Genomic DNA, 26,967 nt, shown 5'->3' with positions numbered 1-26,967 from the left:
AAATTCAAACAACCTTAGCCTCAGGTAAAGCATCGAGCATCTTACCCAACCAATCAATTAAATTCTCCAACTGCTGCTGGGGGTTCAATACGCCCAATCCTCTCACCGTCACCTTTTTCGGACTGTAAACGAAACGCGATCGCAAGTGTTCGGGAAGCTTTTCTTGCAATAACTTCCAGGCAGGTTCTTCCATGGGGGTTTCTAAAATGACGTGCTGGCTGCCATCCGGTTTGACGCGAGAAAAGCCCAGCGACTTGGCAATTTGTTTGAGTTCGACCACTTTCAACAACTGTTCTACGGGTGTAGGCAGCTTGCCATAGCGATCGTTCCAATCTGCGGCGATTTGTTGCAATTCTCGCTTGGAATTCGCCAGCGCAACTGCCCGATACGCATCCATTTTCTGTTCGAGATCGGGAATATAATCGGTCGGAATAAAAGCAGTCAGCTTCAGATCGATTTGCGCATCGTCCACTTGCGGGATTTCTTGTCCCTGAATCTCCTCGATCGCCTCCTGCAACATCTCCATATATAACTCAAACCCAATCGCCTCCATTTGCCCTGACTGTTCTACCCCTAGCAGATTGCCCACGCCGCGAATTTCCATGTCGCGGGTAGCTAATTGATAGCCAGAACCGAGTTGGGTAAATTCCTGCAAGGCACGCAAGCGCTGGCGTGCGGTATCTGTTAGTGTCCCTTTGCTGGGATATAATAACCAAGCGTGTGCTTGCACTCCCGATCGCCCGACTCGTCCGCGTAACTGATATAGTTGGGATAATCCAAATAGCTGGGCATCTTCGACGATAATGGTGTTGACTCTGGGAATGTCCAATCCCGATTCAATAATCGTCGTACACACCAGAATGTCGGCTTCTCCGTTATTAAAGGCAAGCATGGTTGCTTCGAGTTCGGAGCTGTCCATTTGTCCGTGGGCAACGACAATTCTCGCACTGGGGATTGTTTGTCCCAATTGTCCAGCAGTTTCTTCAATGCCTTCGACTCTGGGAACGACATAGAATACTTGTCCGCCGCGATCGAGTTCGTTGCGAATGGCTGTTCTGACGACTTCTAAATTGTAGGGCGATAAATGGGTTTTGATGGGACGACGGGAAGGCGGGGGAGTGGTAATTAAACTCATTTCCCGAATTCCCGACAAAGACATATAAAGGGTTCGAGGAATCGGAGTCGCTGTCAAAGTTAGTACATCGACTTGCGTTTTCATCGCTTTAATTTTTTCTTTTTGATTGACTCCAAATCGCTGTTCTTCGTCGATGACTAACATTCCCAAATCTCTAAATTTAACCTCTTTTCCTAATAGCTGATGCGTGCCGACGACAATATCTAATTCTCCTGTTGCGAGGCGCTGTAAAATCTCTTTTTTCTCCGATGCAGTTCGGAAGCGATTGAGCAAGCCAACGTTAATAGGATAGGGAGCAAATCGTTCTTTTAGCGTGTGATAGTGTTGCTGAGTTAGAATCGTCGTTGGCGCGAGAAAAGCGACTTGTTTGTGTGCGCTAGTGACGGCTTTAAAGATGGCGCGAATTGCCACTTCGGTTTTGCCAAAACCGACATCGCCACAGACGAGACGATCCATCGGGCGATCGCTTTCTAAATCTATCTTGACATCTTGAATTGCCTTGAGTTGATCCGGCGTGGGTTGATAGGGAAAAGAATCTTCTAATTCTGCTTGCCAAGGCGTATCGGCGGGATAAGCATGACCGGAAAGTTGCGATCGCTTGGCATATAAATTCAATAAATCGACGGCTAATTTTCTGACCGATTTACGAACTCTATTTTTGGTCGCTTCCCAAGCTTTCCCCGACATTTTATGTAATTCGGGAGGACGATTTCCCGCCTGGCGATAGCGAGATAAACTATCAAAAGAATCTGCCGGAACTCTCAACAATCCATCGGCATATTGAATGGCTAAATATTCGCGATCGGATAACGTCTCTAGCTTGACAAATTTCCCGATTCCATGACTTTTATGAACGACGTAATCTCCCGGACGCAATTTATTGAGATCGACTTGTTTAGAGGCAGCACGGCGACGTTTTCGTACGTAGCCAAGGCTTACTAATGCGTGTTGTCCGAATAATTCTCTATCGGTAACGACGACGATACGATAAGTCGGTAAAATAAACCCTTCTAATTCTGCTAAGCCAGAATATTTTAAGGCAACTGCTGTATTTTGCGCGTTGAGTTTTTCTATGGCTGGATAGTCGCGTGGATTGGGGATAAATTGTGCGGGACAGTCGTGTTCTTGTAATAGCGACACCGTCCGAGAAGGTTGAGCGGAAATAATCCAGCTAGCATATTTACTGAGGGTAATGCCACTATAAATTTCTCGCTTTCCTCGCAAAATTTCAGCTAGTTTTGCATATTGATGGGGAGTTGTTGGAATGGGACGGCTGGAAAGATTAACTGTATAAATTGAATGATGATAGATTTCTTCGGCAAGTTCGGATAAATAAACAATTGGAAATTGTTCGGCTAATTGAAAAGATTCCTCAAAAGAACGATGAATTTTTGGTAAAGGTTTGTCTAACTCTAACCATCGATCTTCGACATACTCAACCCAGCGATCGCTATGGGCGCGACATTGTTCGATTTCATCAAATACGCATAGAGTATTCTTGGGTAAATACTCTAATAAAGAAGCGGGTTTTTCAAAGGCAATTCCCAAAAATCGTTGCATTCCTTCCGGTAAATTTCCCGTACTAAAAGCTTCTTTCTCTTGAGCAGAAAGATATATCGATAGCGAATCTTCTATATTTTTAATTGCAGCAGCAATAATCGGTGCAAAACTTGTCGGGGTGAGAACCAAGCGATCGATTTTATCAAGGGAACGCTGCGTTGCCGGATCGAACTCTCGAATTTGTTCTAGTTCGTCGCCAAACCATTCCAGGCGCACGGGCAATTCTGCCGAAACGGGGAAAATATCGACGATATCCCCTCGGCGACTCCATTGCCCCTCAGTTTCTACCAGAGGGACTCGTTCGTAACCCAATCTTGCCAAGTGCGAGTCTAGGGTTTTTGCCTCCTGCGCCATTCCTAGCTCGAACTCCAAACAATAATATTGAAAAATCTCTGGCCATGGTAAATGAGGTTGTAGCGCCCTCTCCGTTGCAACGATAGCAATATTAGTTTTTTGTCCTTCGTCCTTTGTCCTTTGTTCTTTTTCTCCTACCAATGACAAATGACTAATAACGACAGAGGACAACACCTGCATCTGTCCCCAAATCATCTCTGATTCGGGGTTAAATGGCTCGTAGGGCGATGCTTCCGAGGTAGGATAGAAATGTACGGTCTTCCACCCCATCGCCTCTAATTGTGTCGCCCAGCGCCCTGCTTCTTCAAGCGTGGCGCAGACGACTAATAGATTTTTGTCTTGAGATTGCGCCAAACTCGAAGCAACTAATCCCTTCGGTAAGCGAGGCATGCCAGACAACAGCAGCGATCGCTGCTGGTTCAGCTTTTGGAGCAATTCTTGAGTGAGGGGCGATCGCGCTAAAGCACGGACGACGGACTCTAATGTCATTTCAATTATTTGTCGATAATAACGATCTCAATGGAAGAAAGACCCTTATCTCTCTAACAGTATAGCTTTAGTGCTTTTGATAGCTAGTTTGATTCCTATAAAACATACGTGTCGTCACGAGCGAGTAGCGAGTTAAGAAAGCCGATTATGAAGCGATCGCCTTTGTAGTGGTGAAAGCGATCGGGACTCTACTGTGGCTGTCTCTGAGTCAAGAAGATGCTTTTCGGCAACGTCTAGTCGCAGAGTCTAAAAAATTAACCTTGAGCTATTTGCAAAGTTATTTTCTGTAGCGAATTCGCGATCGCAAAGGGCGTTGCATATTTGCGGGATGATTTAGAATTAAGGTGGAAATTTTACCGGCGCGATCGCCAGCCCAAAAAAATCAAGATGAACTGTCCAAAATGGAATTCTAATAAAATTAGAAAAAATGGTCCTAGAAGAGGAAAACAAAATTACCAATGCACCGATTGCGGTCGTCAATTTATTGAGTCCTATTCGGAAGTAGGTTATTCTAAAAAAGTTCAAGAAGACTGTTTGATGCTGTACTTAAATGGCAATGGATTTAGAGCGATTGAAAGAATAACTAAAGTTAATCATAACACAGTGATTCGTTGGGTTAAACCGGTAGCCAATCAGTTACCAGATAGGAATCATGAGAGCCGAATTCCACAAGTGGGACAACTAGATGAATTACAAACATTTATTGGTAAAAAAAAATAAAATCTGGGTTTGGACAGCTTTAGACAAAGACTATTGTGAGATATTAGAGGATGTAATCAGCGATAGAAGGGCAAAAACTTTTGAACTATTATGGAAAAAGGTTAAGCATGGGAATTGTTATTTTGGGATAACTGATGGCTATAAAGTTTACCCAAAGTTTCTTCCAGATGGAGACCAAATTATTAGTAAAATATCGATGACGAGAGTCGAAGGAGAAACTAGTAGGTTACGACATGATTTAGCCAGACTACACCGGAAAACTTTTTGTTACTCCAAGTCGAAGGAGATGTTATTTTTATCAATCAAACTCCTGATTTATGATCTAAGAGAGAAAAATATTTATGGAGTCATATAAGCTCAATATGGGGGTTTTATTAGGTTGGCGATCGCGAAAAAATAACCAACTTTTCAAGTTAAGAAAAAGTGACAAATCATCTCGCAATGATGCAACGCCTCGCAAAGTATCTCCTAAGTAGATAGCGCCTGTTGTTCTTTAACAGATTGTACGAGAGATACAAGCTATGATGATGTTTGACTAATACTAGACCCGATCGGCATTCGCCTATCCTGCCAACGAGGCAAGGCAGCTCAAGTTATTTAATCTATGTTCTCTGTTGCTAGCGAAATTTTAGTCATTCTTCTGTTAATCGTCCTCAACGGTGTCTTTGCTCTATCTGAAATAGCGATTGTCTCAGCCCGCAAAATCCGCCTAGAACAGCTTAGCGCTCAAGGGGACAAACAGGCTAGGGTAGCGTTAGAACTCGCCAACAATCCCAACCAAATTCTCTCCACAGTTCAGATTGGCATTACCCTGATCGGGATTGTTGCTGGTGCCTATGGAGGCGCAAACATCACACAACGTCTGGCAGCATTATTAGAACAAGTTCCCATTCTAGCCGCTCAAAGCCAAGCGATCGCATTTGCGATCGTGGTTTTGATCATCACCTATCTATCGCTAGTGATTGGCGAATTAGTCCCCAAGCGTTTCGGTTTAAATAATCCCGAAAAAATTGCCAGACTCGTCGCCATGCCCTTACGCTGGCTATCTGGCGGGGTTTCTCCAATCGTTCGCTTGTTGAGTTTTTCCACCGATTTGGTGCTGCGCCTTTTGGGTGCGGGAACGGTTTCTAACGAACCCCTCATTACTGAAGAAGAAATCAAAATTTTGATCCAACAGGGAACCGAGGCGGGCACCTTTGAGGAAGCCGAACAGGATATGCTAGAGCAAGTTTTGCGCTTGGGCGATCGCCGAGTCAGCACCCTCATGACAACGCGACCGGAAATTGTCTGGCTCGATCTCGAAGATTCTTCCGAAGTCAATCGCCAAAAAATTATTACCAGCAACTATACTCGTTTCCCCGTCTGCCAAGGCAGTTTAGACGAGGTTTTAGGGATCGTGCAGGTCAATAATTTACTTGCCTCTTGTTTTGCCAATCAACCTTTCGATCTTACCTCATCTTTACGACAGCCGTTATTTGTCCCCGAAAGTACCAGGGGATTAAAAGTTCTCGAATTATTTCAACAAAGCGGCAATCATCTTGCACTGGTAGTAGACGAATATGGCGTGATTCAAGGTTTAGTTACTATCACCGACATTTTAGAAGCCATTATCGGAGACCTTCCGACAACAGGTCAGCCAGAAGCGCCGCAAATCGTCCAACGCGAGGATGGTAGCTGGTTAGTCGATGGGATTTTATTGATTGAAGATTTTAAAGAAGTTTTTCACATCGAAGAATTACCGGGAGAAAAAGAGGGAAATTATCATACTGTCGGCGGATTTGTGATTACCCTTCTCGGCAAAATTCCCATGGCAGCTGATAGTTTTGAATGGGGGAATTTACGATTTGAAGTTGTCGATATGGATGGGAATCGAGTTGATAAAGTCTTGGTAACGCCGATAGCAAAAGAAGGGAACGAAGCCGAAAGCTATATTCAAGGCGACTAAGAACTTTCTAAGGACGAAGGTCGGAAGTCGGACAAGCAACCATCGACAACTCTACTATCTAATCGCTGATGGCGATCGATGTTATCAATGATTGGGGTTTGGGAATACTAGCGATAACGGATAGAGAAATTAGGTTTTTAGATTCTGGAGATTCCTATGACCCAAGCACCGCGTTCGGTTCCGCCAGTCCCTCCGCCACCGCCGCCCAGAACCGCTGTTACTCCGCCTCCTAGAGCAGCGGGACGCGCCCCCAATCAGCCGTCGCTGGCACAACTGATTCGTCGTGCCTATGATGAAGGTTATTCTGACGTTCACTTGGGAGTTGGAGAACTGCCGCGCATGCGCGATCGCGGTGAAATGATTATCTTAGAATATCCAGAGACGGACATTAACACTTTCATGAGTTGGCTGCGGGAGATTCTCAGCGAGGAAGAAATTCAGCGCTTCAAAAAAGAACTAGAATTTGACGGCGCAACCCAATACGACTTCGCCCGCGTTCGGATTAACATTTTTGACAGTCTCAGAGGTCCAGGAATGGTGTTGCGCTTGATTCCCTTGAAAATCTTAACTTTGGAACAGTTGCGATTGCCTCCTGTTTTTAAGGATATCTCCAACGCACACAAAGGACTTATTTTGGTGACGGGTCCTACGGGTTCGGGTAAATCTACTACCATGGCTGCGATGGTAGATTACATCAATAAAGAACACGCCAAGCACATCATCACCATCGAAGATCCGATCGAATTCGTCCATCAAAGCCGTCGTTCTCTGATCAAACAGCGCGAAGTCGGTATTCACACTCACAAGTTCGACAATGCCCTCAAAGCTGCCTTGCGAGAAGACCCCGATATCATTCTGGTAGGGGAAATGCGGGATAAAGAAACCGTGAACACGGCTCTCAAAGCAGCGCAAACGGGTCACTTGGTTATGGGAACCCTACACACCAACAGCGCTGTCAAGACCCTGGAGCGTATTCTCAGCCTCTATAGCGCCGAGGAACAGGATGCCATGCGAGTCGCGATCGCAGAATCGCTAGTTGCTATCATTGCCCAAGGCTTGTGCCGTACTACAGATGGAAAGCGGGCTGCTTACCACGACATCCTGATTAATACAGAAACGATTAAAGATTACATTCGCCAAGGCAAGAATGACGAAATTCTAGAACTGATGAAGGAAGGCGAGTACGATGGCATGATTACTACTAACCAATCCCTCTTCAATCTCTACCAAGAAGGACGCATTACCGAGGAGACTGCCTTAGCATTATCACCTACGCCGAATGAAATGGCGATGATGCTGCGCGGTAAAATCTAGAAAGAAGGATGAAAGATGAAGTGTTCTATCCTTCATCCTTTTTCCTTGCCGTTGGGCTAGAACTTGCGTCTAGCAGGGTTCGGCGAGTTCATTGCGCACTTTATTCTTTTTGCTATCGTGCCTGAAATATTTAAAGGCATTGCGTTGTTTACCCCTGGAGGAGATTTAGTCTACTGTGTCGATCCTAGTAAACGCGATCGCTGGCATTTACATTTATGCGTTGCCTTGCAAGAATTACTAGGATTGTCAGAACCTCCTCATTTTCTAGTTCCGGGATACACCGCGACTGTCGATCGTTGGTTCGATCCCCAGACTCAGCAACTACAAACCTTTGCTGAGGTATATCCGGCAGTACGACGCTATCAACCCCTGCTCAATACCATCTTTGGAACGGAGGGGTTAGTTTGGCAGCTTGCACCTTGGCAAGAGGAGACGTGCAACCCTATCGTTTTAGAAACTTATCGTCCTTCGTTTGCTCCACTTTGGGAAAACCACGATCTCGTCGCGTGTTTGGACAACCAACAGCAACTTACTCGCCCAAAAGTCGGACGAGTTCTTAGTGAAACCTCAGAAAGCTTGCCTTCTGAGGAACAAATCCGCAGTTACGTCTTGCGCTTATTTGTAGCTGGTAACGATCTGACTACCAAACGAACTCTGGAGACGCTCCATCAAGTCCTGGAGCAGCAGCTTCAACATCCTTATACGCTCAAAGTGATAGACATCCTTAAGCATCCAGAACTAGCCGAAACTAACCAAGTCTCTGCCACGCCTACTTTAGTGCGAGTTTGGCCCCGACCTGTAAGACGCATTGTCGGGGAGCTAGAAGACTTGCAACGAGCGATCCAAATCGTTCTTTCTTGATTAGATTAGAGTCATCTAAAAAATTTCCCCTTCACTATCGAAACTCTAAAAATTGGGGGGTAAAAGTACCTCATCGATCGGAACGATCGTGCCATCGTTAGCTTTAAGAGGATCGCTAGCCATCGCCTCGTTGAGCTTAACCCCAACGCGATCGCCTATAGGAACTCCCGTAATTTTCACCGAATGTCCCTCAATAGTTGCGATTTCTCCGCGTTTTATATCTTCTTCAGCAATAAGACCAGCAACTAAGTGATATTTCAGCACTTTCTCCAAATTCTCAGGTTGCGATAATTTTTCGCGAACATTTTCAGGTAACGCCTCAAACGCTTCGTTCGTTGGAGCAAAAATGGTTAACATCTTTTCTCCTTTTAAAGTTTCAACAATCCCTGTTTCTTTTAAGTAAGCATTAAAAGTTTTAAATTCGCCAGATTTGAGTAGGATATCAACAATCGGCTCCTGCTCGCTTTCGTAATAGTTTGCAGTAGGCTGAAAAAAACTAGATGGGGGATAATAGTATTGAGCCAAAACGGGAAAGCTCAGTAGGGTGCTGACCCCTGCAACTCCTGTAAAACCAGATAATTTTTTAAGCCAGCTTTTCTCGGACATCTTTTTCATATCCATTCCTCTTTACTTTTTGTAAAAGACTGATAAATAACCCTAGATCTAAATGGGTCTACAAACACTACTCCTATCATTCCAGATTCTCGAAAAGCTTATTCATCTGAAGGCTTATTCATAGGTTAGTATTTAAGGAGGAATTTTTTTATAACGATAATGAATTTTATTAGGGTTATAGGCTGTTCTTAAGGTTATTTATGAATTAATTTAGCAAATACCATGCCTGAGTTAGGAGAAATCATAGGTGGTCGATACCAAATTTTACAAGAGTTGGGAAGTGGAGGGTTTAGCAAGACCTATCTAGCCAAAGATACCGAACTTCCTAACCAACCTTTGTGCGTTGTCAAACAACTCCAACTCAGATTTAATAGTGCGTCGCTATGGCAAAATGCCAAAGAACGTTTTTCGATCGAAGCGCAAGTATTGCAGCGCCTAGGCAATCACGATCGCATTCCCCAAGTCTTAGCATATCTGGAAGAAGATGGAGAATTCTATCTGATCCAGGAATTTATTGATGGGGAAGAATTTAGAATTGAAGTCGGTCGTCAGACTCTAGAAGAAGTTCAAGTCACCTACTTCCTTAAGGAAGTCTTAGAAATCTTAGCATTCGTTCATCAGCAGGGAGTCATCCACCGCGATATTAAGCCATCCAATCTCATCCGACGACGAAGGGATAACAAAATTGTGCTGATTGACTTCGGTGCAGTCAAAGAAATTGGCACCCTGTCATTTGATGCTCAGACGCAGGCAATGATGACCAAGGCGATTGGAACGCCTGGTTATATGTCACCAGAACAACAGAACGGCAAACCAGTTTATAGTAGCGATATCTATGCGTTGGGCAAAACAGCCATCTATGCCTTGACGGCGCGATCGCCACTAGAATTAGAAGATATGCAATCGGGCGCACTAAAGGACTGGGAGCGGTTGACGCGGGTGAGTCCGCAGTTAGCCGCAATTTTAAACAAGATGATACGCCCAAACTTGAAAGAGCGCTATCACTCCGTTGCTGAAGTTCTTCAGGATTTACAGCCTCTGCTCAAGATCGGACAAACAGTAGGTGGACGCTACAAAATTAGCCGCTACTTAGGAGGAGAGATTGGGAGTCATACGTATCTAGCAGAAAATTTGGTGCGACATTACCAATCGCCTTGTATCCTCAAACAACTCCAGTCTCAAACGAGTGACCCCTCCATCTTAGAAGATGTAGAACGTCTCTTTGCAGACGATTTAGCCGTTTTAGAGGATTTGGGCAATCATCCTCAAATTTCCCACCTTTGGGATTGCTTCGAGGAAGGGCAAGACTGTTACATCGTTCGAGAATTTATTGATGGCGAGGCTCTCTCTCAAGAGATTCAAAGAAACCAGCACTTGAGCGAAGAAACGGTTATAGCCGTTCTTCACGATGTCTTAGAAGTTTTAGCGTTCGTTCACCAGCAGGGAGTCATCCACCGCAATATCAAGCCATCCAATCTCGTCCGACGACGACAAGATAATAAAATTGTCCTGACTGACTTTGGTTTAATTAAAGAGATCGCGAAACGGCTATCCGCTCGAAGTGACTCAGACAGTTCGGATCGGATAGTAGGAACGAAGGGCTATATGCCTCCAGAGCAAATGGCGGGTAGACCAACCTATAGCAGCGATATCTATGCTTTAGGAATGACTGCTATCCAAGCGCTTACCGGAACATCTCCAGAGCAACTTCAGACCGATCCAAAAACGGGCGAGGCGATCTGGCACGAAAACGTACAGATAAGCCAGAAGCTAGCAAAAATCATAGACAAGATGGTGAAGTTGGATGTCAATAAGCGCTACTCCTCTGCTAACAAAGTGTTGAATGCGCTGGGGGAATCCAGCAGGTTCCTTACCACGTCCGAACGCATATCTTCGCCAACCTCTACATCGAGAGCGAGACGAGAAACTGCCGCCGATTTAGCAGATAGGTTCGCTCGCGGCAGGCGACGCTTTTTAACTCCTTGGTATCTTTTGGTAATTGTGGCAGGGATAGGTTTTCTTCTGGGAGTCATAGAGACTATTCGTCCGACTGTGCGACCGATGCTGATAGCGCATCAAGGCGATCGTTTGATGCAGCAGGAAAAACCCGAAGCGGCGCTCCCTATCTTTCAGCAAGTTTTAGACATCAGCCCCAACAATTTACAAGGTTGGCAAGGTCGAGGAGAAGCTTTGTTTGCCCTAGAGCGCTATCAAGAGGCGCTGGCTGCCTACGATAAAGCGATTGAATTACAGCCTCGCGATGCTCGTGCTTGGAAAGGTCGAGGAGATGTCCTCTATCGATTGGAACGTTACGAGGCTGCTTTGTCTGCCTATAATAAATCGCTGAGTCTCAAGCCTCGCGATCCCGAAGCTTTAAATCGAAAAGGCAGAGCTTTGTATAAACTGGAGCGTCCTCAAGAAGCGTTAGCAGTTCAGGAAGAAGCACTCAGAATTAGACCGAATTACGCTGAAGCTCTCAGCGATAAAGGGATTGCTCTCATTGGCTTGCGCAGATACGAAGAAGCTTTGGGTGTCTTGAATAAGGCGCAGGAAATTAAACCGCTCGATCCTAAATTTTGGCAAAATAAAGCCTTAGCCCTACAGTACTTAGGTCGCCGTAAAGAGGCGCTGGATGTTTATCAAGAAGCGCTAGCTGCTTACGACAAAGACCTAGAACGTAAACCTAATAATGTAACGGTTTGGGTCGATCGCGGCAACGTGTTAATTAAATTGCAGCGTCCCGAAGATGCCCTCGCCTCCTATGAAAAAGCATTGAAAATCAAACCGGACTCCTATCTCGCTTGGTTGAGTAAAGGCAATGCTCTCTTTCCTTTGGGACGCTACGATGAAGTCTTGACAGCCTTTGACAAAGCTCTTGAAATCAGACCGGAATCTTATCTGACTTGGCACAATCGCGGTTCCTTGTTGCGCGATGGCAAAAAAGACTTTGCTGGAGCGATCGAATCCTATGACAGGGCGATCGCCATCAGTCCCAATTTTTATCATGCTTGGCGCGATCGCGGCTTAGCCCTCTCTCAAGCCAATCGTCACAAAGATGCGATCGCGTCTTTCGATCGCGCTTTACAAATCGAGCCGAGCGACCACCAATCTTGGAGCGGTCGAGGAATTGCTCTCTCCTCGCTCAACCGACGCGCTGAAGCTCTAGCTTCCTTTAACAAAGCCGTAGGGCTGCAACCGTCAGATCCCTTTGTCTGGATGAACCGAGGATTGGCTTTGGAACGATGGGGTCGCTTTCAAGAGGCGCGAGATTCTTATATGAAAGCCCGCGATCTCGATCCGCGATTTCAACCCGCTATTAACGCCTTAGAACGGTTACAGCAAATACAGGGAAACGATAATCGCTCGCTTCCTGCCACCGATGGCTTGTGATACTAACGGAACTTTCAGATTGAAAAATCAACGAAAGCCCTATTCAGAGAAGCTTCCATCAATTTTGAAAGACCCTGTTACTGGGTACAATCTCTAGTTAGGCGTATCTAAAGCGTGTTTTAAGGCAATCGCACCTATTCTTTGACTATACCGCGATCGCTAAAATTAAACAAGAGTTTACATGGACACAGGAGTTAATCAGTACATAGGTTTAAAGTCCTGCGAAGCAAGGCTTTAAGTCCTGTTTTAATACATTTGTATGCTGAAAGTTCCGTACTAAGTTGCGTTTGAAAATGTCATCGTTCGCGATAGCTAACGATCTCGGAGATGCTTCGCGATCGCTCAGAATAACAGGTAATATCAAATCCGTTTAATTAGTATGTAGTGCGAGCGTCCCGCTCGCCAATCATTCCCGCTCGCCAATCATTCCCGCTCGCCAATCATTCCCGCTCGCCAATCATTCCTGCTCGCCAATCATTCCCGCTCGCCAATCATTCCCGCTCGCCAATCATTCCCGCTCGCCAATCATTCCCGCTCGCCAATCATTCCTGCTCGCGACCAAGATGGTCGCACTACTGGGTATTACGATCGTTCAACCGGATTTAATATAATATCTTTGAGTGGAACTTGGTATGAGAACTGAACTGCTCAGAAACGAAAAGTCGTGCGGATAGTTCCAACAAAAATGGTATCGTTGCTGTCAATGTGTCCTGGATTAGTGACCATAAAAACGCCTGGTGTAATCCAGATATTGTCATTGATTTTAAAGCGATAGAAAACCTCAAAGTGAAGCGAAGTCGCTTCATCTTCCTGTCCAACTTTTTTTGGCAATGCATTCAAATTTCTTTCGCCAACCGTATTTAAGTTGGGGTTATTATCGGTTACTGTGGTTGGATCTTCATCTCTAACGACCTGTTCAAAAAAGGGTACGGGCGTACCCTGCGTCTCAGGTCCCGCATCAACTAATTTGGGGGGCATACCAAAAATAAAGCTAAGTAAATCTCCCTCTCGACCAAACGGATCGGAAAGTCCCAAAGAAACCGCAAAGGTAGCAGCGTTCGCAAAAGGCTTCTGCCCAGCAGAATCCCCAAGCACGGGATCGTTAGGAAGTGACTTTAAGAAATTAGTAAAAATGTACCCTCCCCAAGCCCCAAAGATCAGATTCTCTGTTATTCGCCATTGCAAGCTGCCGCCAACAGCATTAATTTGGGCGGGAAAATCTCCGATAAAATTTCCACAGCAAGCCCCAAAGCCTGATTCTGCGCCAACTTGAGGATTATTGGGGTTTCCTAAGATACTATCAGGAATAGATGAACCAGCCCATAATCCACCCGTTTCTGCATTAACGCTTCCAGTAAATGTTCCCAAGGTTCCATCACCAGAGTAGGCGTTTACGTAAGTAATTCCAGCAGCAACTGTCTCAAATGGTTGCACCAATACTTGCACGCCGAGGGCGCTATGGTCTGCTCCGACAAAGCCTCCCTCCGGATCGCTGCTATTTCTACTCCCATAGGCGACTTGCAGACGCACCGGTTCGGCAATCAACCAATCTATCCCAACCCCGGTTTCCATAGGTCCGCCGATTCTCAAAATAGGATTGAGTTGTCCGAAACGAGAAATGGCACCTCGTCCGATATCAAAGTAGGGAGAGTTAGCACTGAGAACGCTGCTTAAGTTAAAACCATAGGGAATGGCGGAGATAACGACCCGATCGTCAAAAATGGGAAATCGATACTCCAGTATGTCCAAGAATACATTGTTGTTCAAACCTGCTTGATAGCCTAAGCGAGCCATGTAGGTATTCAGCGATTCAGGTTGGGTAAAACCGCCGTCATCAAAATTGCCAGTTGTTAAAAACATGCGAAGGCGGTCTTTACCCGTAAATGAAGCCTGCAATCCTATACGTGCTAGATAAGCCAGGACTGTATTTCTGTCTGGCTCGTTCCGATCTGTACAGTCAACTTCATCATTAGTATTGACATCTCCTGTTGCATCGACTGCCCCGAAAAAAAATCCAGTATCGTCTGGCAAGACTAAACATCCTCCTGGCGGATCGCCCCCAAAGACGGTTGCGAGTCCAAAAATTACCTCTCCATTCATCGTGACCGTCGTCGAGAATTGATGGTCTTCTAAGAAAGCAACGCGACCTTCCAGGTTGTCCATTCGACCTCCCAAGGCAGCCAGTTCGGTTTCAAATTCCTTGCCCAACCGCTTCAGTACCTCAAGGTCTTCGCGCAGGATGGAGACATTTTCTTGGATCAGACGCTCCATTGTATTAATACAAGCGTTTAATCCGGCAGCAAATTCATAGCGACTCATTGCCCGGTTGCCCCGAAAAGTCCCGTCAGGATAGCCAGCAATACAGCCATATCGTTCTACAAGCGATCGCAGCGCTTCATACGCCCATTCAGTTGGCTGCACGTCTCGCAACTGAGAGACATTGGTCACCTGTTCTACGATATCGTCAGAGAAAATGTCGATCGCTAATGACTCATCATTGAACTGAGCGAGAGATTCTGCTTCTATTTCTGTCGTTGCCGGAACGATTGGGTTGTCTGTTTTGAGCTGAGCGACGCGAGGGAGGGCACGATTTTCTAAATTCTCAGCTGACAGTTGAGCATCAAAACTGTTAAGATTTATGTCAGAAAATTGGCTCCAATTAGTCGATCGCAGTCGAGGAGCTGATAACTTATTTTTCTCAAAATTGGATGCGATCGCCTCTAAATTTATTTCTTGAAAAGGCTCTGCCCGAACGACAGATGGAAGTAAAAGCCATAGTAAACTACCGAGCAAGAAAAGCTTTCCCCTCATCGTTCCCCCTCACACTTAATTTTAAATTGGAGGTATTCTATCGAACTTAGCTCTAATGGGATAGAAAATTGTGAAAATCCTTAATGACTCTTTAAGCGATCGGAAAAATTGGCGTTGCATAATCATGGAAATATAGTCCGTTGCAAAGACGCAAAGAAATATTCCTCAAATCATTCCGCTAATATGCAACGCCAGAATAGCTATGAGTTGAAAACTATTAGATTAGCGATCTCTGCGGCAGCGTTCTCGTTCGTCACCCAGCAGAATACTGGCACATCCTGCCGATGGCTCATCTCTGAGTTGATTTTCTAGCTTGAACGTGTAAAGATCGTAGATATCCTCTACAACATCCTCAGAATCCTCAATTGCTCCTGTAATATCTTTCTCGACAGCTATATCAAGAACGCCACTGTCACTCGTATTGGTTTGAATAGGAGATAGCGCTCTTTGAATGAAGTCTCGCGAAGGAATCTGCCAATTAAACGGGAGGTTAATTTTTAGCTGCTCCCACAAGGTCAAAAAGTTATTCAAATTTTGCGCGCTGCTAAAGCGAGTATGTAGAATTGGGGGTTCGTAGGTGGCTGCTTCCGATACCGTCTTAGTTACATCTTCCGACTCTAACGCCAGCTTACCCTGGATTGCATTCAGAGAACAGTATTGACTCAATAGCTGCCCTTTGTCCGCCGATCCTCGACCGTGAACGCCAATGACTAAGCCGTTGCTATCGAACACAGGACCGCCACTCATCCCTGGACGAGTCCGATCGATATAAAAAATACTATAGCCATTTTGACCTTCGGTTGGTTGAATCATTCTGGTGACGGGGCCCCAAGTCAAACGTCGTTGACGACGAGCTACCCTTCCCCGGCACTTGCCTGTCTGGGGATCTCGTTCTTTTTCTGGATCGGGCCACCCCGACACATAAATCCTTTCAGTACCTGCGATCTTGCTTGGGTTACCTAGGGACGCGACGGGATATTCTTGCTCGCTCTCAAAGCTAACAACAGCCAGATCGGGACCTGCTACTCTATTGGGAATCGCGATCGAATAACAGCCGAATCTCGTTACGGGTTTTAGAGATGGTACGTCTATCAATGGGCACTTTCTACCATCATTGGCTTGTTCGACTACATGAACTTTGCCATCCCAGGTGCGAATGCCATAGGACAAATTTTGTTCTAAATCATTTTGTTTAAAGTTATGGGTAACGGTTAAAACATAGTAAGTTGTTCCTTTTCTGGCAACGATGACTCCCGAACCAGGATTCCAAACTCCATCTGGGTTATTTTCTCTGGCTAGAGGATTATTGCGATTTTCTTCTAAAGCTTTGACTAATTCTGGTGTTAGTCCGGGTGCAATAATAACAGTTGTTTGCCTGGCAATTGAGTTAATTTCCGCGACTGAGAGTTCTGCTAAAGCTGGAGTAGCAGTCACGGAACTCAGCAAAATTCCAGCTAGAGAGGCTATAGTTTTTTTTAAAGAAAACATATTGGTTTAAATATAATATTTCTACATTTCTATGTTATGCAGAAAGATTGGCGTTGCTTAATAAAATAAAAGAAATGTAAAGATGCTAAATTTTATCAAAATTTTTATTAATTTTTTGGAGCAATAAATAAAGTAAACATAATTAACCTAAAAAGTCTGTATAGATTGAAGGATCGCTGCGTTTCGTAGCAAGTCGCTTTTGAGCAACGAAATCCAAGATTAATTTGTACGGATAGGGTTTGCGATCGCGACCCCCATCTTATACCGATTCGCCGATGCTCCTCCGCTGCGTGGGAGTCTACGTCGGTTCGCAATTAGTCAGCGGCTCTGGGTGTAAGGCTTTTTAAGTAAGAAAATATAAAAGCGACATTGCCAAAACCCCCTTGAGTCTGGTAAAAATCTGGTAAATATCTTGTCAAAGCTGCCTGCCTCACTCGCGCGAGGAAAATTGCCATGGGAGTCATTCCTATCGATGAAAATCTCCTACTGAGTTTCTTTTTATTTGGTTTAAGCATTTGCACGACTTCTGTAATTAGCTATACGTCTAAAAATTCCTCTCGCGATCGCTCCCATGCCAAGATTCCTAAACGCTCTCAAATCGTTCCCAAAGGAAAATTCTACCGACTCGCTTGTCTTTTAGAAGATGCCCCGCGATCCTCTTTGAGAGGTCAAGCTTATCAACTCGCCACTCCTATCATGACTCCTTTGGCTTGTCTTCTAGAAGATGCTCCAGAAACTGCCCTCAAAGGTCAAGTCTATGAATTGGCGACTCCTTTAATGACTCCTCTAGCTTGTATTGCAACTGAGTTTTGGCAGGAGTTTTACACTCGGCAACTGGGAAAACCGGGCATTCATTATTGGGAATGGAAAGATAAACCCGAATCCGATAAGGTTTGTCGCGAGTTGTCGCTGCTGCTAACGTTACCCGAACCGAAAGGCTATGCCAAACAAGTTTTGTCAGCTTTAGGAGAAGGAAAAGATTTATTCTGCAAGTCCCTTAAAAGTGCCAAAGAAGTTGGGAACTTATTGGTAGCTTTTGCAGACTCTATGGATGATGGCAAGTTTGCCAATCTAGATTGGCGCGTGCAGATAGCCATGCGTCGAGCTTTCAAAGAGTGGCACGAGTTAGCCAGCCAGCAAATTGGTATAGAGGCATTGGATACCGTTTATCGAGTCTGTTATGGAAGCTCCTGGAACAAGATTCAACAAATGCTCGATGAAGATCGATCCGTTTTGGAGGACTTCATCGCCGATGAATCGAGTCCTTGGTGGAAAATTTTGGGGGTATCTCCCTCTGCCGATCCCATAAAGGTAGAGAGAGCCTATAAAAACCTAATTCGTCTCTGGCATCCCGATCTGAACAAGCATCCCTATGCCACGCAAGTAACTTCCCGAATTAATGTCGCCTACGAACGCTACCAATCTCTCCATCCATTTCCTTCCATGGCAGAACGAATGAGTATCAAAAATAACGCCAATTTGTTCGATAAAATTCGAGAATGGCTAAAACCGCTACTCTCTCGTTAACTGATACAATCTAGAGTCTTAAATCTGCTACTCACCCCAGAAAACGCATGCATCAAAAAAAACATCGGCTGACTCCACTGGCATTAATGACGGCAGCGACTTTCGCTTGGTCAAATCCTGCCCTAGCTAATGAAACTGTTTCAACTTTCTATAACGGGGCAGACGCTATAGATATTTACGTTCCCCCACCAGAAAATTCAACCAATGGGATATGCGCGGCTTTCCTAGAACCCGGCATTAACTCTATTATCGGCAATTATTCCAATAATTGGGGAATTCTCGTCGAATCTTTGAGTGATGGCACAGTTTTATACAGTCATAATGCCGATAAATATTTTATCCCTGCTTCTAATACCAAATTATTTACCACTGCTGCTGCCCTGCAAAGACTAGATCCTGATGGCACTATTCGATCGCGATCGATCGGCGAGTGGATAACCATTACCAATCAAAGAAGCAATAACAACTACGCAGATGTCTTATTTCGTTTCATTGGCGGAGCTGAAGCTGCTAAAAGCGCTTTATCTCAGTTAGGCGTAAGTCCCAATGGTTATCGTTTGGCGGACGGTTCTGGTTTGTCTAGGCGCAATGCTGCCACGCCTAGAGCGATAGTTTCGACGCTCAAGGCAATGTACCATGCTCAAGGAAAAGACATTTTTCTGGCTTCCTTACCCGTTGCAGGCATGAGCGGCACGCTCAGAGATCGAATGCGCTATACTCCAGCCCAAGGCATGGTTCATGCTAAGACAGGAACTTTAAAGGGCGTGAGGGCTTTATCTGGCTATGTCGAGCATCCTCGCTACGGAACGCTAGTTTTCAGCATCATCGGCAATCATCCCAGACTCTCAGGAAAAGCTCTCTCCAAAACGATTGATGACATTGTTGTACAACTGAGTATGCTGATGCCTTGCGAGTAGTTTTTCAAAGTGTTGGCGTTGGGATGTCCGCTTTCCCGCGCCGCGCCATCTTCTGTGTGAATGACATTTTGCCAATCTCGAAAGCCTTACGTGAGTTCGATGACAGTGTTTTCAAGCGATCGAGGCAAGGGGGAAAGGGGAAAGGGTAAGGGAAGGCAATCATCAGCATCAACTCCCTTGCTGAATGCCTCTTGAACCAGTCTGTCGAACTCACGCTAAATTTGGGTTGAATCTAACTTAACCAATTCATCCCGATGCTGGTGTTCTGCACTTAGGTGAGGAAGCACGGGGAAGAAAGGTTGATGGAGACTAATCAACTGCGCCAGAGTTTTCTTCAACTGGGTTCGAGGCACGATCGCGTCTATAAATCCGTGCTGGAGGAGATATTCAGAAGTCTGGAAGCCTTCGGGCAGCTTTTCTCGCAGTGTTTGCTCGATGACCCGCTTGCCTGCAAACCCGATGGTTGCCTTGGGTTCTGCCAGAATAATATCTCCGAGCATGGCAAAACTTGCCGTGACTCCTCCCGTGGTCGGGTGAGTCAGGACGGGAATATAAAGCAATCGAGCTTCTCGATGGCGATGCAGCGCGCCGGAGATTTTTGCCATCTGCATTAGACTTAACATCCCCTCTTGCATCCTCGCGCCGCCAGAAGCACAGATAATGACGACGGGCAAGCGTTCTTGAGTGGCGTGTTCGATGAGGCGAGTGAGTTTTTCGCCCACAACCGAACCCATGCTACCGCCCATAAAGCGAAAATCCATCACCCCAAGGGCAACGGGCAGACCGTCGATTAATCCGGTTCCCGTTTGTACTGCGTCTTGCAGACCCGTTTTCTCTTGCATATCCTTGAGACGATCGCTGTAGGCTTTGCGATCGCGGAATTGTAGCGGGTCGGTCGGGCATAAATTTTCGCCTAGCAGCTTCCAGGTATTAGCATCGATTAACTGGCGGATGCGTTCGTCGCTGTCAACGAACATGTGGTTGCCGCATTCGCTGCACACCAGCTGATTTGCCTTTAGGTCTTTCGTGTAGGCTAACACCCCGCAAGCTTGGCACTTCGTCCATAATCCATCGGCAATTTCTCTTTCTTGCTTTTGTTGGGTACTGGGTTCCGCTTTTTGTCTGTTGGCAAACCAATCAAATAAGGACATAAGAATCTGCTATAAAATATCTAATTTTCATCTTCTGGCGAACTCAAAAGCAGCAGGGCAGTCCACTGGTCTTGCGATCGCACTTGCAAAGCCGCTTGACTTCCTTGACCGCAATAAACTCCAGTCCCAATATCTACGACTCGACTTGGAATGTCATAAGCTGCCAGTATTTGCTGCATTAGTTCTGCTTCCCAGCGAGCTTGAGTTGTTCTTACGACGATCCATGACACAGGTTTTATTGTATCAAGCTAAGAATACTCTCCGATATAGCGATCTCAAATATCACCAACTCCCAAGCGGAAAAAAGATTTTCAAATAAGATGATACGATCTCATTTCCAAAAAACACTGTCAAGACGGCTCCCAGCGCCAAAAACGGACCAAATGGCATTGGCTGCCTGCGATTGAGTCGCCCAAACGCGATCGCTACTCCTCCGATTAATGCGCCTGCCGCACAAGCTAAGAACCCAGTCACCAATAAATACTTCCATCCCAACCAAGCTCCGATCGTTGCCGCCAATTTGGGATCGCCTCCTCCCATCGCCGTTTGTCCATAAGCGATCGATCCAATCAAACGGATGGCATCAAATAGCCAGATTCCCAAGACAGCACTGCCAATCCCCAGCATTAAATAATTAGCGATGTGACCCTCCTGCCAGCCTTGCAGGGTATGAAAGCCCAATCCTACCACCAACCCCGATTGCGTCAGTGCGTTTGGCAAGGTCATCGTATCGAGATCGATCAGCGATAGGGCTAGCAACCAACTCAACAAAGTCCAATAGCTAACGGCAGTTAGATTGAGACCAAATTTCCAATAAACCAGGACGAATAACAAGCCAGTTGCTGCTTCAACCAGAGGATAGCGCATGGAAATTGGCGTTCTGCACCAGCGACAGCGACCTCGCAACCACAACCAGCCAAAAACAGGAATGTTTTCTGTGGCACCCAACCGATGCAAGCAATGGGGACAGCGGGAAGGGGGATGAATGAGGGATAAGTTTGCGGGGATGCGATAAACGACTACATTTAAAAAGCTACCAATACAAGCTCCTAAGGCGAACGCAAAAATACTCGCGATCGCTACAACCATGATGTCCATCGCCTTGAACTACTCTAATTATTAATCTCAAGTGTCGAAAGTTGTTTAAAAAACCTCGGCTTCAAGTTGCTTTAGGGGGATAAAGCACTCTCTGGGCAGCAAAATTGGATTTTCTCGAAAAATGAGTTGACCTCGATAGGTATCGCGGTTAATAGCAACTCCGCAAGGTCGCCTGTCCACTTTATTTTGCAAAGTGCAATAATTGCGGTAGATTCGCTGGGCTGCCCTCAAAAGCGAAGGATCTAAGAAGATTGGGATCTCCATCTGTTTGTTTGGGTTCTGAGATTGTTCCGGTATTCGTGCCACGATTCCGTTCTCCCCTCACTTTTAAACAATTAAAGCCAAAATTCTATCTATTTTAGATGGTACACAAGGATTAGAGGAGCAAACATAAATTTTTGGCTCAAATTAATTGTTAGTGAAGGCAGGAAACAACTCTCGGGGAAAATCTTCTGCCGACAGACAAGTTGCCATTGCTGTCACTGGTGAAGTGTTCGGGACATTCTTAGCTAAAGCAATAACGCACTCAGAATGGCGACCGGGTAGTAGACTCCGACGACATGAGTCTAACGCCACCAGAGAAGGAGATTCTTCTGTATCTGCCTTGGCTGGCGATTCGGTTGGTTCGATGCCGCCAGGTTCTTCTGTTTCGGGGGGAGGTTCTGGAGTCGTTACTTGGGAAGTCTCATTCTTGTTGGTTTTAGCGGAAGTTTCCGACTTGTTAGCTTGAGGGGTCGAAGCTGATAAAACTTCTGCATGAATATCTACCACGCAGTTAGCCAGATCGACGGGTCTTCTGACTCTGTAACAAGCTGTGAGAGCCTCTTCAGGCTTTATCGGGGTTCCCTCTCTAATTTTGCTAACACACTCAGATAATTCTTTGGGAATAAGCGCATCCGAACAGGCTACCCCGGCTTGCTGAGCTGGAACGCCGCGATCGATCAGTTCGTTAACGCAGACGCTAAATTCATTTGCTGCTGCGGCAGGACGGATAGGAATCGAGAGGGTTAATAAAATGGTTGGCAAAGAAATTGCCGCGCTCAAGCGGACGCAGAAGTTAAATAATTTTTGCATGGTATTCAAGCAATAACGATAGGATCGTATAAGAGGACATCTGAAAAGTTCATTTTGTCATTCTGAGTATCGACCAATTTGGTTTCTCATCTAACTGAAAACTGCTATAAGATATTTTGCTTCGCGATCGCGACGTTCAACATGACATTCTATACTTTTCAGACAACCTGTAAGGATGAAGGAGATTTTAACAAATCTTTGCTAGGAATTTCTAATTTCAATGACCTGTCTCAATTTTTACAAACAATCGCTCCTTTTGCAGATCTTGCTAGATGCGATCGATCGCTCTTTTGATTTCAGTTCGCTGTCCTGGGTTGTCGATAACTTTGACTTTCTAAGTTGGTAAGTGTTCCATTACAAATTTCGTAATCTTTTTGTAAAATAGGGGACTGGATCTTTAGTAAGCTGTCATACACTTACATAACGCTATCTGGAGTCTGAACGCAAGAATATTTATGGAAATTAAACCTCTGACACCTCAAAAATCAACGGACGAGAGTATTTCAGAATTCAGACTTCAGAAAACGACTTTCGGCTGGCAGGGGTTAATCGAAGCCTATCGCCCCTATCTCCCCGTTAGCGCGGCAACTCCAGTAGTGACCTTGCTTGAAGGAAACACGCCTTTAATTCCCGTTCCCTATATCTCTCAACTCATCAGTCGCGGGGTTAGGGTTTTCGTCAAATACGACGGCTTAAATCCTACGGGGAGTTTTAAAGATAGGGGCATGACGATGGCGATTTCTAAAGCCAAGGAAGCCGGGGCAAAAGCCGTTATTTGCGCCAGTACGGGCAATACCTCTGCTGCTGCCGCCGCTTATGCACGCCGCGCGGGGATGCGAGCGTTTGTCTTGATTCCCGACGGGTACGTGGCAATGGGAAAATTGGCTCAAGCTTTGGTTTATGGAGCTGAAGTTATTGCTATTGAGGGGAATTTTGACCAAGCGTTAAAGATCGTTCGGGAATTGTCGGATAATTATCCGATTACGCTAGTTAATTCGGTCAATCCCTATCGCTTGGAAGGGCAGAAAACGGCAGCGTTTGAAATTGTTGACGTGTTGGGTAATGCCCCCGATTGGCTGTGTATTCCAGTAGGCAATGCAGGGAATATTAGCGCCTATTGGATGGGATTTTGTCAGTATCGCCAACAGGAAAAATGCGATCGCCTGCCGAAAATGATGGGATTTCAAGCAGCGGGTGCGGCACCTTTCATTAGCGGACAACCGATTCCCCATCCAGAAACGATCGCGACTGCCATTCGTATCGGCAATCCGGCTAACTGGGAGAAAGCGTTGGCAGCTAAGGAGGCAAGTCAAGGCGAATTCAATGCCGTTACGGATGCAGAAATACTAGAAGCCTATCGCATCCTAGCATCTCATGAAGGCGTTTTCTGCGAACCCGCTTCGGCTGCTTCGGTGGCGGGTTTGTTGAAAGTGCGCGATCGCGTGCCTAGTCATGCTACTGTAGTATGCGTCCTCACGGGAAACGGACTCAAAGACCCCGATTGTGCGATTAAAAATAGTAATAACGCCGTTAGATCGGGAGTTGCACCGGATTTATCAGCAGTTGCCAAGGTGATGGGATTTGAGCAGGGTGTGTCGGATTGAAGAGGAGCAAGGATCTGTCTTAGACGCAGCGGCTTGCGATCGCGCTAAGCTTGTTGTAGGGGCGATCGCAGAATTTCCGATAATTCTGTCCCAGAGTAATTTTATTCTGACTCGATCTCATCAAAAAATCAATTTCTTGGAACCCGAATATCAAGTCCTATAAGACTCAGATCTTGCACCTTTGGCATCAACGCCTGGAACTAAAGTTCTAGGACCCAAGCTCAACTCGATTAAAATCGACTGAAATTCCTATCGGGTCTTCTGTAGAAGACTTTTTCGCTCGGCCAGGAAATTAATGACAACAGCAGTTGTTGAGAATGGTGCAAGATTCCATTTTAAACGGACTTTGGCATCGTAGACATAGAATTTATTCTCTGGCCACTAGAATGAAATAGCTTACTTTTAACCTTTTAAATTTCTTAAATATTTGATAATTTTTTGACAGTTATTTCTTAAGACTAAAACAGTAAAGTATGCCTGTGTTTTTCTATTTTGAGGCGATTGAGAAAAACATATGCGCTCTTTACTTAACAGATTATCCTATCATAAATTCTTGGCAATTTCTAGCGGTTTTTTAGCGATCGCTGCTTGTATTTTTACTTTGAGTAAAGCTGTCACCTCAGAAACTAAGCAAGAATCATCAATTTTCCCTTTTGATTTGCTATTTCCTCTGACTTTTAGCGATCTCGATCCGCCCTGTTTGTTTCAACCAACAGCAACTTTGCTAAACCAATTAGAAACTTTGCCTTTTACGTCATTAGTTAAACAGGATTTAACATCATCTTTAACTTCTGGCGATCGCAATTTTCTCAAGCATCTCGCTCGAACTTGTAAAAATTTAGCCGATTCTGACTATCGCGAAGCTGATAAAACTCTTGCCAATAAAAACTCAAACATTTTCTTAAATAACTGGCAAGATTCGCGATCTCAAAGTCTTAAACTAGCTCCTTGGCCGCAAATTCATCAACAGGCAAAATTGGCTAAGGTTCCAGTGATGATGTATCACGATATTTTACCAAAAAAAGAAGTCTTTTTTGATGTCACGCCCCAAGAACTAGAGGCAGATTTTAAATTCATTAAGTCGCAGGGGATAACGCCAATTAGTATGGATTGGCTAATTGCCCATTTGCGAACCGGAATTCCTCTTCCAGAAAGGCCAGTTTTACTAACCTTTGATGATGGCTATGGCGGTCACTATAAATATGTCTATCCTCTCTTAAAAAATTATGGTTATCCGGCTGTATTTTCCATTTACATTAACAAAATCGGCAGCAAAACGGGGCGATCTGGCGTAACCTGGCAACAACTTCAAGAAATGGCGGCAGATCCCCTAGTGACAATTGCCTCCCACGGCACTACCCATCCCGACGATTTGCGCGAGTTATCCGACGATCGCTTAAAGGAAGAGACAATAGAATCGAAACGTATCTTAGAGAAGAAATTAGGGATTCCTATCCGTTACTTTACCTACCCAGTGGGAAAGTACGATGAGCGGGTAAAACATTGGGTGACAGCAGCAGGCTATCGGGCAGCTTTCTCGATGGACGATTTCAGCGAACATTTTGCCGGAGACTCGCCCGATTTATTAGCAATTGGACGCTTCGGACAGTCTCGCTTAGAGGAAATTGCGTTGCAAGCTTGGGGAGGTCATCCGCTGCCGAGAAATGATGGCGGATTTAACTTTAATACTCCCATCCATAGAGAAGAATATACCGTTGACGGAACTTCTTTAATTCTTATTACTGGCGGCAAACCGAATACAATTCATGCAGACAGTCGCTATCAAGTCCCAGAAATTAAGCGAGGAACTGGGGCAGTAGCAGCCGTCGATGGCGGCTTTTTCTCTCTTAAATACCTCGACTCCAATGCGATGATTGGTCCGGTATTGAGTCAAAATCGAGGCTTTATTCCTGGCAATGTAAAAGAAAATCTCAAGCTGAAAGGAAGACCGCTAGTGTTGATTAATTCTGAGTGGGTTAAGTTTATTCCTTTCGATCCCGATAAACACAATACCCTGTCTGGTATTCTCTCAGAAGCCTCGGATGCAGAGGGGGTGACAGATGCTTTTGTTGGGGCGGCATGGCTGGTGAAAAACAGCAAACCCCAACCTGCCGAAGCCTTTGGTAGCTTATTTGACTTCGATGCATCCCGCCATCGTGCCTTCTGGGGGATTAACCAAGCCGGGCAACCCGCGATCGGCGTATCGAAAACTCCTGTTGATTCTGTATCGTTAGGAAAAATTTTGCATCAGTTAGGTTTGCGGGATGCGATTATGTTAGATTCGGGCGCAAGTACTTCACTCGCATATAAAGGAGAATCGCTAGTAGGATACACCCCCCGTCCCGTTCCTCATGTAGTAGCGCTGTTTCCTCCGCCTTCTCCGACACTAAGTGTAGGTCATGTGGGATTGCCCTGCGTTCTTTATGCAGATTCTTGTAAGCCACAGAAGTAGCTATTCTCCTGCTAACTCTTTGAGAAAGGCAATCTGTGCCTCTCGTAGTTCAACATCAGGATTGGCATCCAAAATTGTCTGCATTGCCTTATCATAAGAGTAACCCAATAGAATCAGGTAAGAAGCCAGCATCGTTCCCGTCCGCCGTCTGCCACTGGTACAATGCACCGCAACGGCATGACCTAACTGATTTTGCATCTCAACAAAATGCTTTAACTGCTGAATCTGTTCGGTAGTGGGTGCCGTGCCTCCTTTGGTGGGCAACCACAGGTGAGGCATAGCCGCTTGCTGATACAAATCCAAATTAGAAGGGTCGTCCATTACAGAGACAATAGCCCCAATCCCCGCCTCGTGTAGTTCGGATATTTCCTCTGCTGTTGGCTTACGAACGCCAGCTAGTTTACCTTCAATTACCCACCACAAGTTTGCTCTAATCGGTTCAATTGCTTGCCGATCCATTGT

Annotated in this window: 19 protein-coding genes and 1 pseudogene; 10 read left to right on the top strand and 10 right to left on the bottom strand. The window is 45.4% G+C overall.

All coding sequences use genetic code 11. The features are described 5' to 3' along the window. Positions 1-4: 4 nt before the first annotated feature. Entirely contained in the window at positions 5-3,538 is a 3,534-nt protein-coding gene (gene mfd / locus PLE7327_RS18995) for a transcription-repair coupling factor (RefSeq protein ID WP_015145395.1), read from the bottom strand. Between the two features lie 140 nt (positions 3,539-3,678). Between mfd and PLE7327_RS26755 the strand changes: the two are divergent. The 5 genes and pseudogenes from PLE7327_RS26755 to PLE7327_RS18975 form a co-directional block, all read left to right on the top strand. Beyond that, positions 3,679-3,828, top strand: a pseudogene (locus tag PLE7327_RS26755) (TetR/AcrR family transcriptional regulator); the annotation flags it as partial. Positions 3,829-3,925: 97 nt separating this feature from the next. Continuing rightward, positions 3,926-4,613 (top strand): IS1 family transposase gene (locus PLE7327_RS18990; protein ID WP_371265047.1). Its coding sequence is split into 2 segments (ribosomal slippage): positions 3,926-4,246 and positions 4,248-4,613, totalling 687 coding nucleotides; the frame shifts between segments, so codons are not numbered across the junction. A gap of 249 nt (positions 4,614-4,862) precedes the next feature. Beyond that, positions 4,863-6,203 carry a hemolysin family protein gene (locus PLE7327_RS18985; protein WP_015145394.1) on the top strand — a complete coding sequence of 447 codons (1,341 nt, stop codon included), beginning with the start codon at positions 4,863-4,865 and terminating at the stop codon, positions 6,201-6,203. 156 nt (positions 6,204-6,359) lie between these two features. After that, on the top strand, positions 6,360-7,517 hold the full coding sequence (locus tag PLE7327_RS18980; RefSeq protein ID WP_015145393.1) for a type IV pilus twitching motility protein PilT: 1,158 nt from the start codon (positions 6,360-6,362) through the stop codon (positions 7,515-7,517). A gap of 117 nt (positions 7,518-7,634) precedes the next feature. Beyond that, the gene (locus tag PLE7327_RS18975) at positions 7,635-8,378 is read left to right on the top strand and encodes a circadian clock KaiB family protein (RefSeq protein WP_015145392.1); all 744 of its coding nucleotides are present in this window, start codon (positions 7,635-7,637) and stop codon (positions 8,376-8,378) included. A 45-nt stretch (positions 8,379-8,423) separates the two neighbouring features. On the opposite strand, the gene PLE7327_RS18970 is transcribed toward PLE7327_RS18975, so the two are convergent. After that, on the bottom strand, positions 8,424-8,993 hold the full coding sequence (locus PLE7327_RS18970) for a fasciclin domain-containing protein (RefSeq protein ID WP_015145391.1): 570 nt from the start codon (positions 8,991-8,993) through the stop codon (positions 8,424-8,426). A 222-nt stretch (positions 8,994-9,215) separates the two neighbouring features. Between PLE7327_RS18970 and PLE7327_RS18965 the strand changes: the two genes are divergently transcribed. Beyond that, entirely contained in the window at positions 9,216-12,383 is a 3,168-nt protein-coding gene (locus tag PLE7327_RS18965; RefSeq protein ID WP_015145390.1) for a serine/threonine-protein kinase, read from the top strand. 648 nt (positions 12,384-13,031) lie between these two features. Here PLE7327_RS18965 and PLE7327_RS18960 read toward each other — a convergent pair. Together PLE7327_RS18960 and PLE7327_RS18955 are read right to left on the bottom strand one after the other, a co-directional pair. Further along, on the bottom strand, positions 13,032-15,194 hold the full coding sequence (locus tag PLE7327_RS18960) for an iron uptake porin (protein WP_015145389.1): 2,163 nt from the start codon (positions 15,192-15,194) through the stop codon (positions 13,032-13,034). 222 nt (positions 15,195-15,416) lie between these two features. Further along, positions 15,417-16,682, bottom strand: a complete 1,266-nt coding sequence (locus PLE7327_RS18955; RefSeq protein WP_015145388.1) for a serine protease — start codon at positions 16,680-16,682, stop codon at positions 15,417-15,419. A gap of 453 nt (positions 16,683-17,135) precedes the next feature. On the opposite strand from PLE7327_RS18955, the gene PLE7327_RS18950 reads away from it, so the two are divergent. Both PLE7327_RS18950 and dacB read left to right on the top strand, forming a co-directional pair. Beyond that, entirely contained in the window at positions 17,136-18,209 is a 1,074-nt protein-coding gene (locus tag PLE7327_RS18950) for a J domain-containing protein (RefSeq protein ID WP_015145387.1), read from the top strand. A gap of 47 nt (positions 18,210-18,256) precedes the next feature. Continuing rightward, entirely contained in the window at positions 18,257-19,126 is an 870-nt protein-coding gene (dacB, locus tag PLE7327_RS18945) for a D-alanyl-D-alanine carboxypeptidase/D-alanyl-D-alanine-endopeptidase (protein WP_015145386.1), read from the top strand. A 215-nt stretch (positions 19,127-19,341) separates the two neighbouring features. Here the strand turns inward: dacB and accD are convergent, their stop codons facing one another. The 5 genes from accD to PLE7327_RS18920 all read right to left on the bottom strand — a co-directional run bounded on the left by accD (position 19,342) and on the right by PLE7327_RS18920 (position 22,449). Then, positions 19,342-20,277: an acetyl-CoA carboxylase, carboxyltransferase subunit beta gene (accD, locus tag PLE7327_RS18940; protein WP_015145385.1), complete on the bottom strand. Its 936-nt coding sequence runs from the start codon at positions 20,275-20,277 to the stop codon at positions 19,342-19,344. Positions 20,278-20,297: 20 nt separating this feature from the next. Continuing rightward, on the bottom strand, positions 20,298-20,507 hold the full coding sequence (locus PLE7327_RS18935) for a hypothetical protein (protein WP_015145384.1): 210 nt from the start codon (positions 20,505-20,507) through the stop codon (positions 20,298-20,300). 52 nt (positions 20,508-20,559) lie between these two features. Then, positions 20,560-21,375, bottom strand: a complete 816-nt coding sequence (locus tag PLE7327_RS18930) for an A24 family peptidase (RefSeq protein WP_015145383.1) — start codon at positions 21,373-21,375, stop codon at positions 20,560-20,562. Between the two features lie 45 nt (positions 21,376-21,420). Next, positions 21,421-21,639, bottom strand: a complete 219-nt coding sequence (locus PLE7327_RS18925) for a hypothetical protein (protein ID WP_051036479.1) — start codon at positions 21,637-21,639, stop codon at positions 21,421-21,423. Positions 21,640-21,783: 144 nt separating this feature from the next. Continuing rightward, positions 21,784-22,449 (bottom strand): hypothetical protein, encoded by a 666-nt coding sequence (locus PLE7327_RS18920; protein WP_015145381.1) that lies wholly within the window; start codon positions 22,447-22,449, stop codon positions 21,784-21,786. A 455-nt stretch (positions 22,450-22,904) separates the two neighbouring features. Here PLE7327_RS18920 and thrC point away from each other — a divergent pair, with 455 nt between their 5' ends. Further along, positions 22,905-24,053, top strand: a complete 1,149-nt coding sequence (gene thrC / locus PLE7327_RS18915) for a threonine synthase (protein ID WP_015145380.1) — start codon at positions 22,905-22,907, stop codon at positions 24,051-24,053. A gap of 514 nt (positions 24,054-24,567) precedes the next feature. Next, entirely contained in the window at positions 24,568-26,505 is a 1,938-nt protein-coding gene (locus PLE7327_RS18910; protein ID WP_015145379.1) for a polysaccharide deacetylase family protein, read from the top strand. On the opposite strand, the gene PLE7327_RS18905 is transcribed toward PLE7327_RS18910, so the two are convergent. Further along, positions 26,506-26,964 (bottom strand): dual specificity protein phosphatase family protein, encoded by a 459-nt coding sequence (locus PLE7327_RS18905; RefSeq protein ID WP_015145378.1) that lies wholly within the window; start codon positions 26,962-26,964, stop codon positions 26,506-26,508. Positions 26,965-26,967 lie beyond the last annotated feature (3 nt).

It is taken from the genome of Pleurocapsa sp. PCC 7327 (assembly GCF_000317025.1).
In the GTDB taxonomy this organism is placed as follows: Bacteria; Cyanobacteriota; Cyanobacteriia; order Cyanobacteriales; family Microcystaceae; genus Hydrococcus.
Note: the sequence above shows the minus strand (reverse complement) of the source record. Positions and strands in the feature narration are given on the sequence as shown.

Coding starts and splice junctions, on each gene's coding strand:
- mfd (WP_015145395.1), bottom strand. CDS start 3,538: ATGACATTAGAGTCCGTCGTCCGTGCTTTAGCGCGATCGCCCCTCACT.
- PLE7327_RS18985 (WP_015145394.1), top strand. CDS start 4,863: ATGTTCTCTGTTGCTAGCGAAATTTTAGTCATTCTTCTGTTAATCGTC.
- PLE7327_RS18980 (WP_015145393.1), top strand. CDS start 6,360: ATGACCCAAGCACCGCGTTCGGTTCCGCCAGTCCCTCCGCCACCGCCG.
- PLE7327_RS18970 (WP_015145391.1), bottom strand. CDS start 8,993: ATGAAAAAGATGTCCGAGAAAAGCTGGCTTAAAAAATTATCTGGTTTT.
- PLE7327_RS18965 (WP_015145390.1), top strand. CDS start 9,216: ATGCCTGAGTTAGGAGAAATCATAGGTGGTCGATACCAAATTTTACAA.
- PLE7327_RS18960 (WP_015145389.1), bottom strand. CDS start 15,194: ATGAGGGGAAAGCTTTTCTTGCTCGGTAGTTTACTATGGCTTTTACTT.
- PLE7327_RS18955 (WP_015145388.1), bottom strand. CDS start 16,682: ATGTTTTCTTTAAAAAAAACTATAGCCTCTCTAGCTGGAATTTTGCTG.
- PLE7327_RS18950 (WP_015145387.1), top strand. CDS start 17,136: ATGGGAGTCATTCCTATCGATGAAAATCTCCTACTGAGTTTCTTTTTA.
- dacB (WP_015145386.1), top strand. CDS start 18,257: ATGCATCAAAAAAAACATCGGCTGACTCCACTGGCATTAATGACGGCA.
- accD (WP_015145385.1), bottom strand. CDS start 20,277: ATGTCCTTATTTGATTGGTTTGCCAACAGACAAAAAGCGGAACCCAGT.
- PLE7327_RS18930 (WP_015145383.1), bottom strand. CDS start 21,375: ATGGACATCATGGTTGTAGCGATCGCGAGTATTTTTGCGTTCGCCTTA.
- PLE7327_RS18925 (WP_051036479.1), bottom strand. CDS start 21,639: ATGGAGATCCCAATCTTCTTAGATCCTTCGCTTTTGAGGGCAGCCCAG.
- PLE7327_RS18920 (WP_015145381.1), bottom strand. CDS start 22,449: ATGCAAAAATTATTTAACTTCTGCGTCCGCTTGAGCGCGGCAATTTCT.
- thrC (WP_015145380.1), top strand. CDS start 22,905: ATGGAAATTAAACCTCTGACACCTCAAAAATCAACGGACGAGAGTATT.
- PLE7327_RS18910 (WP_015145379.1), top strand. CDS start 24,568: ATGCGCTCTTTACTTAACAGATTATCCTATCATAAATTCTTGGCAATT.
- PLE7327_RS18905 (WP_015145378.1), bottom strand. CDS start 26,964: ATGGATCGGCAAGCAATTGAACCGATTAGAGCAAACTTGTGGTGGGTA.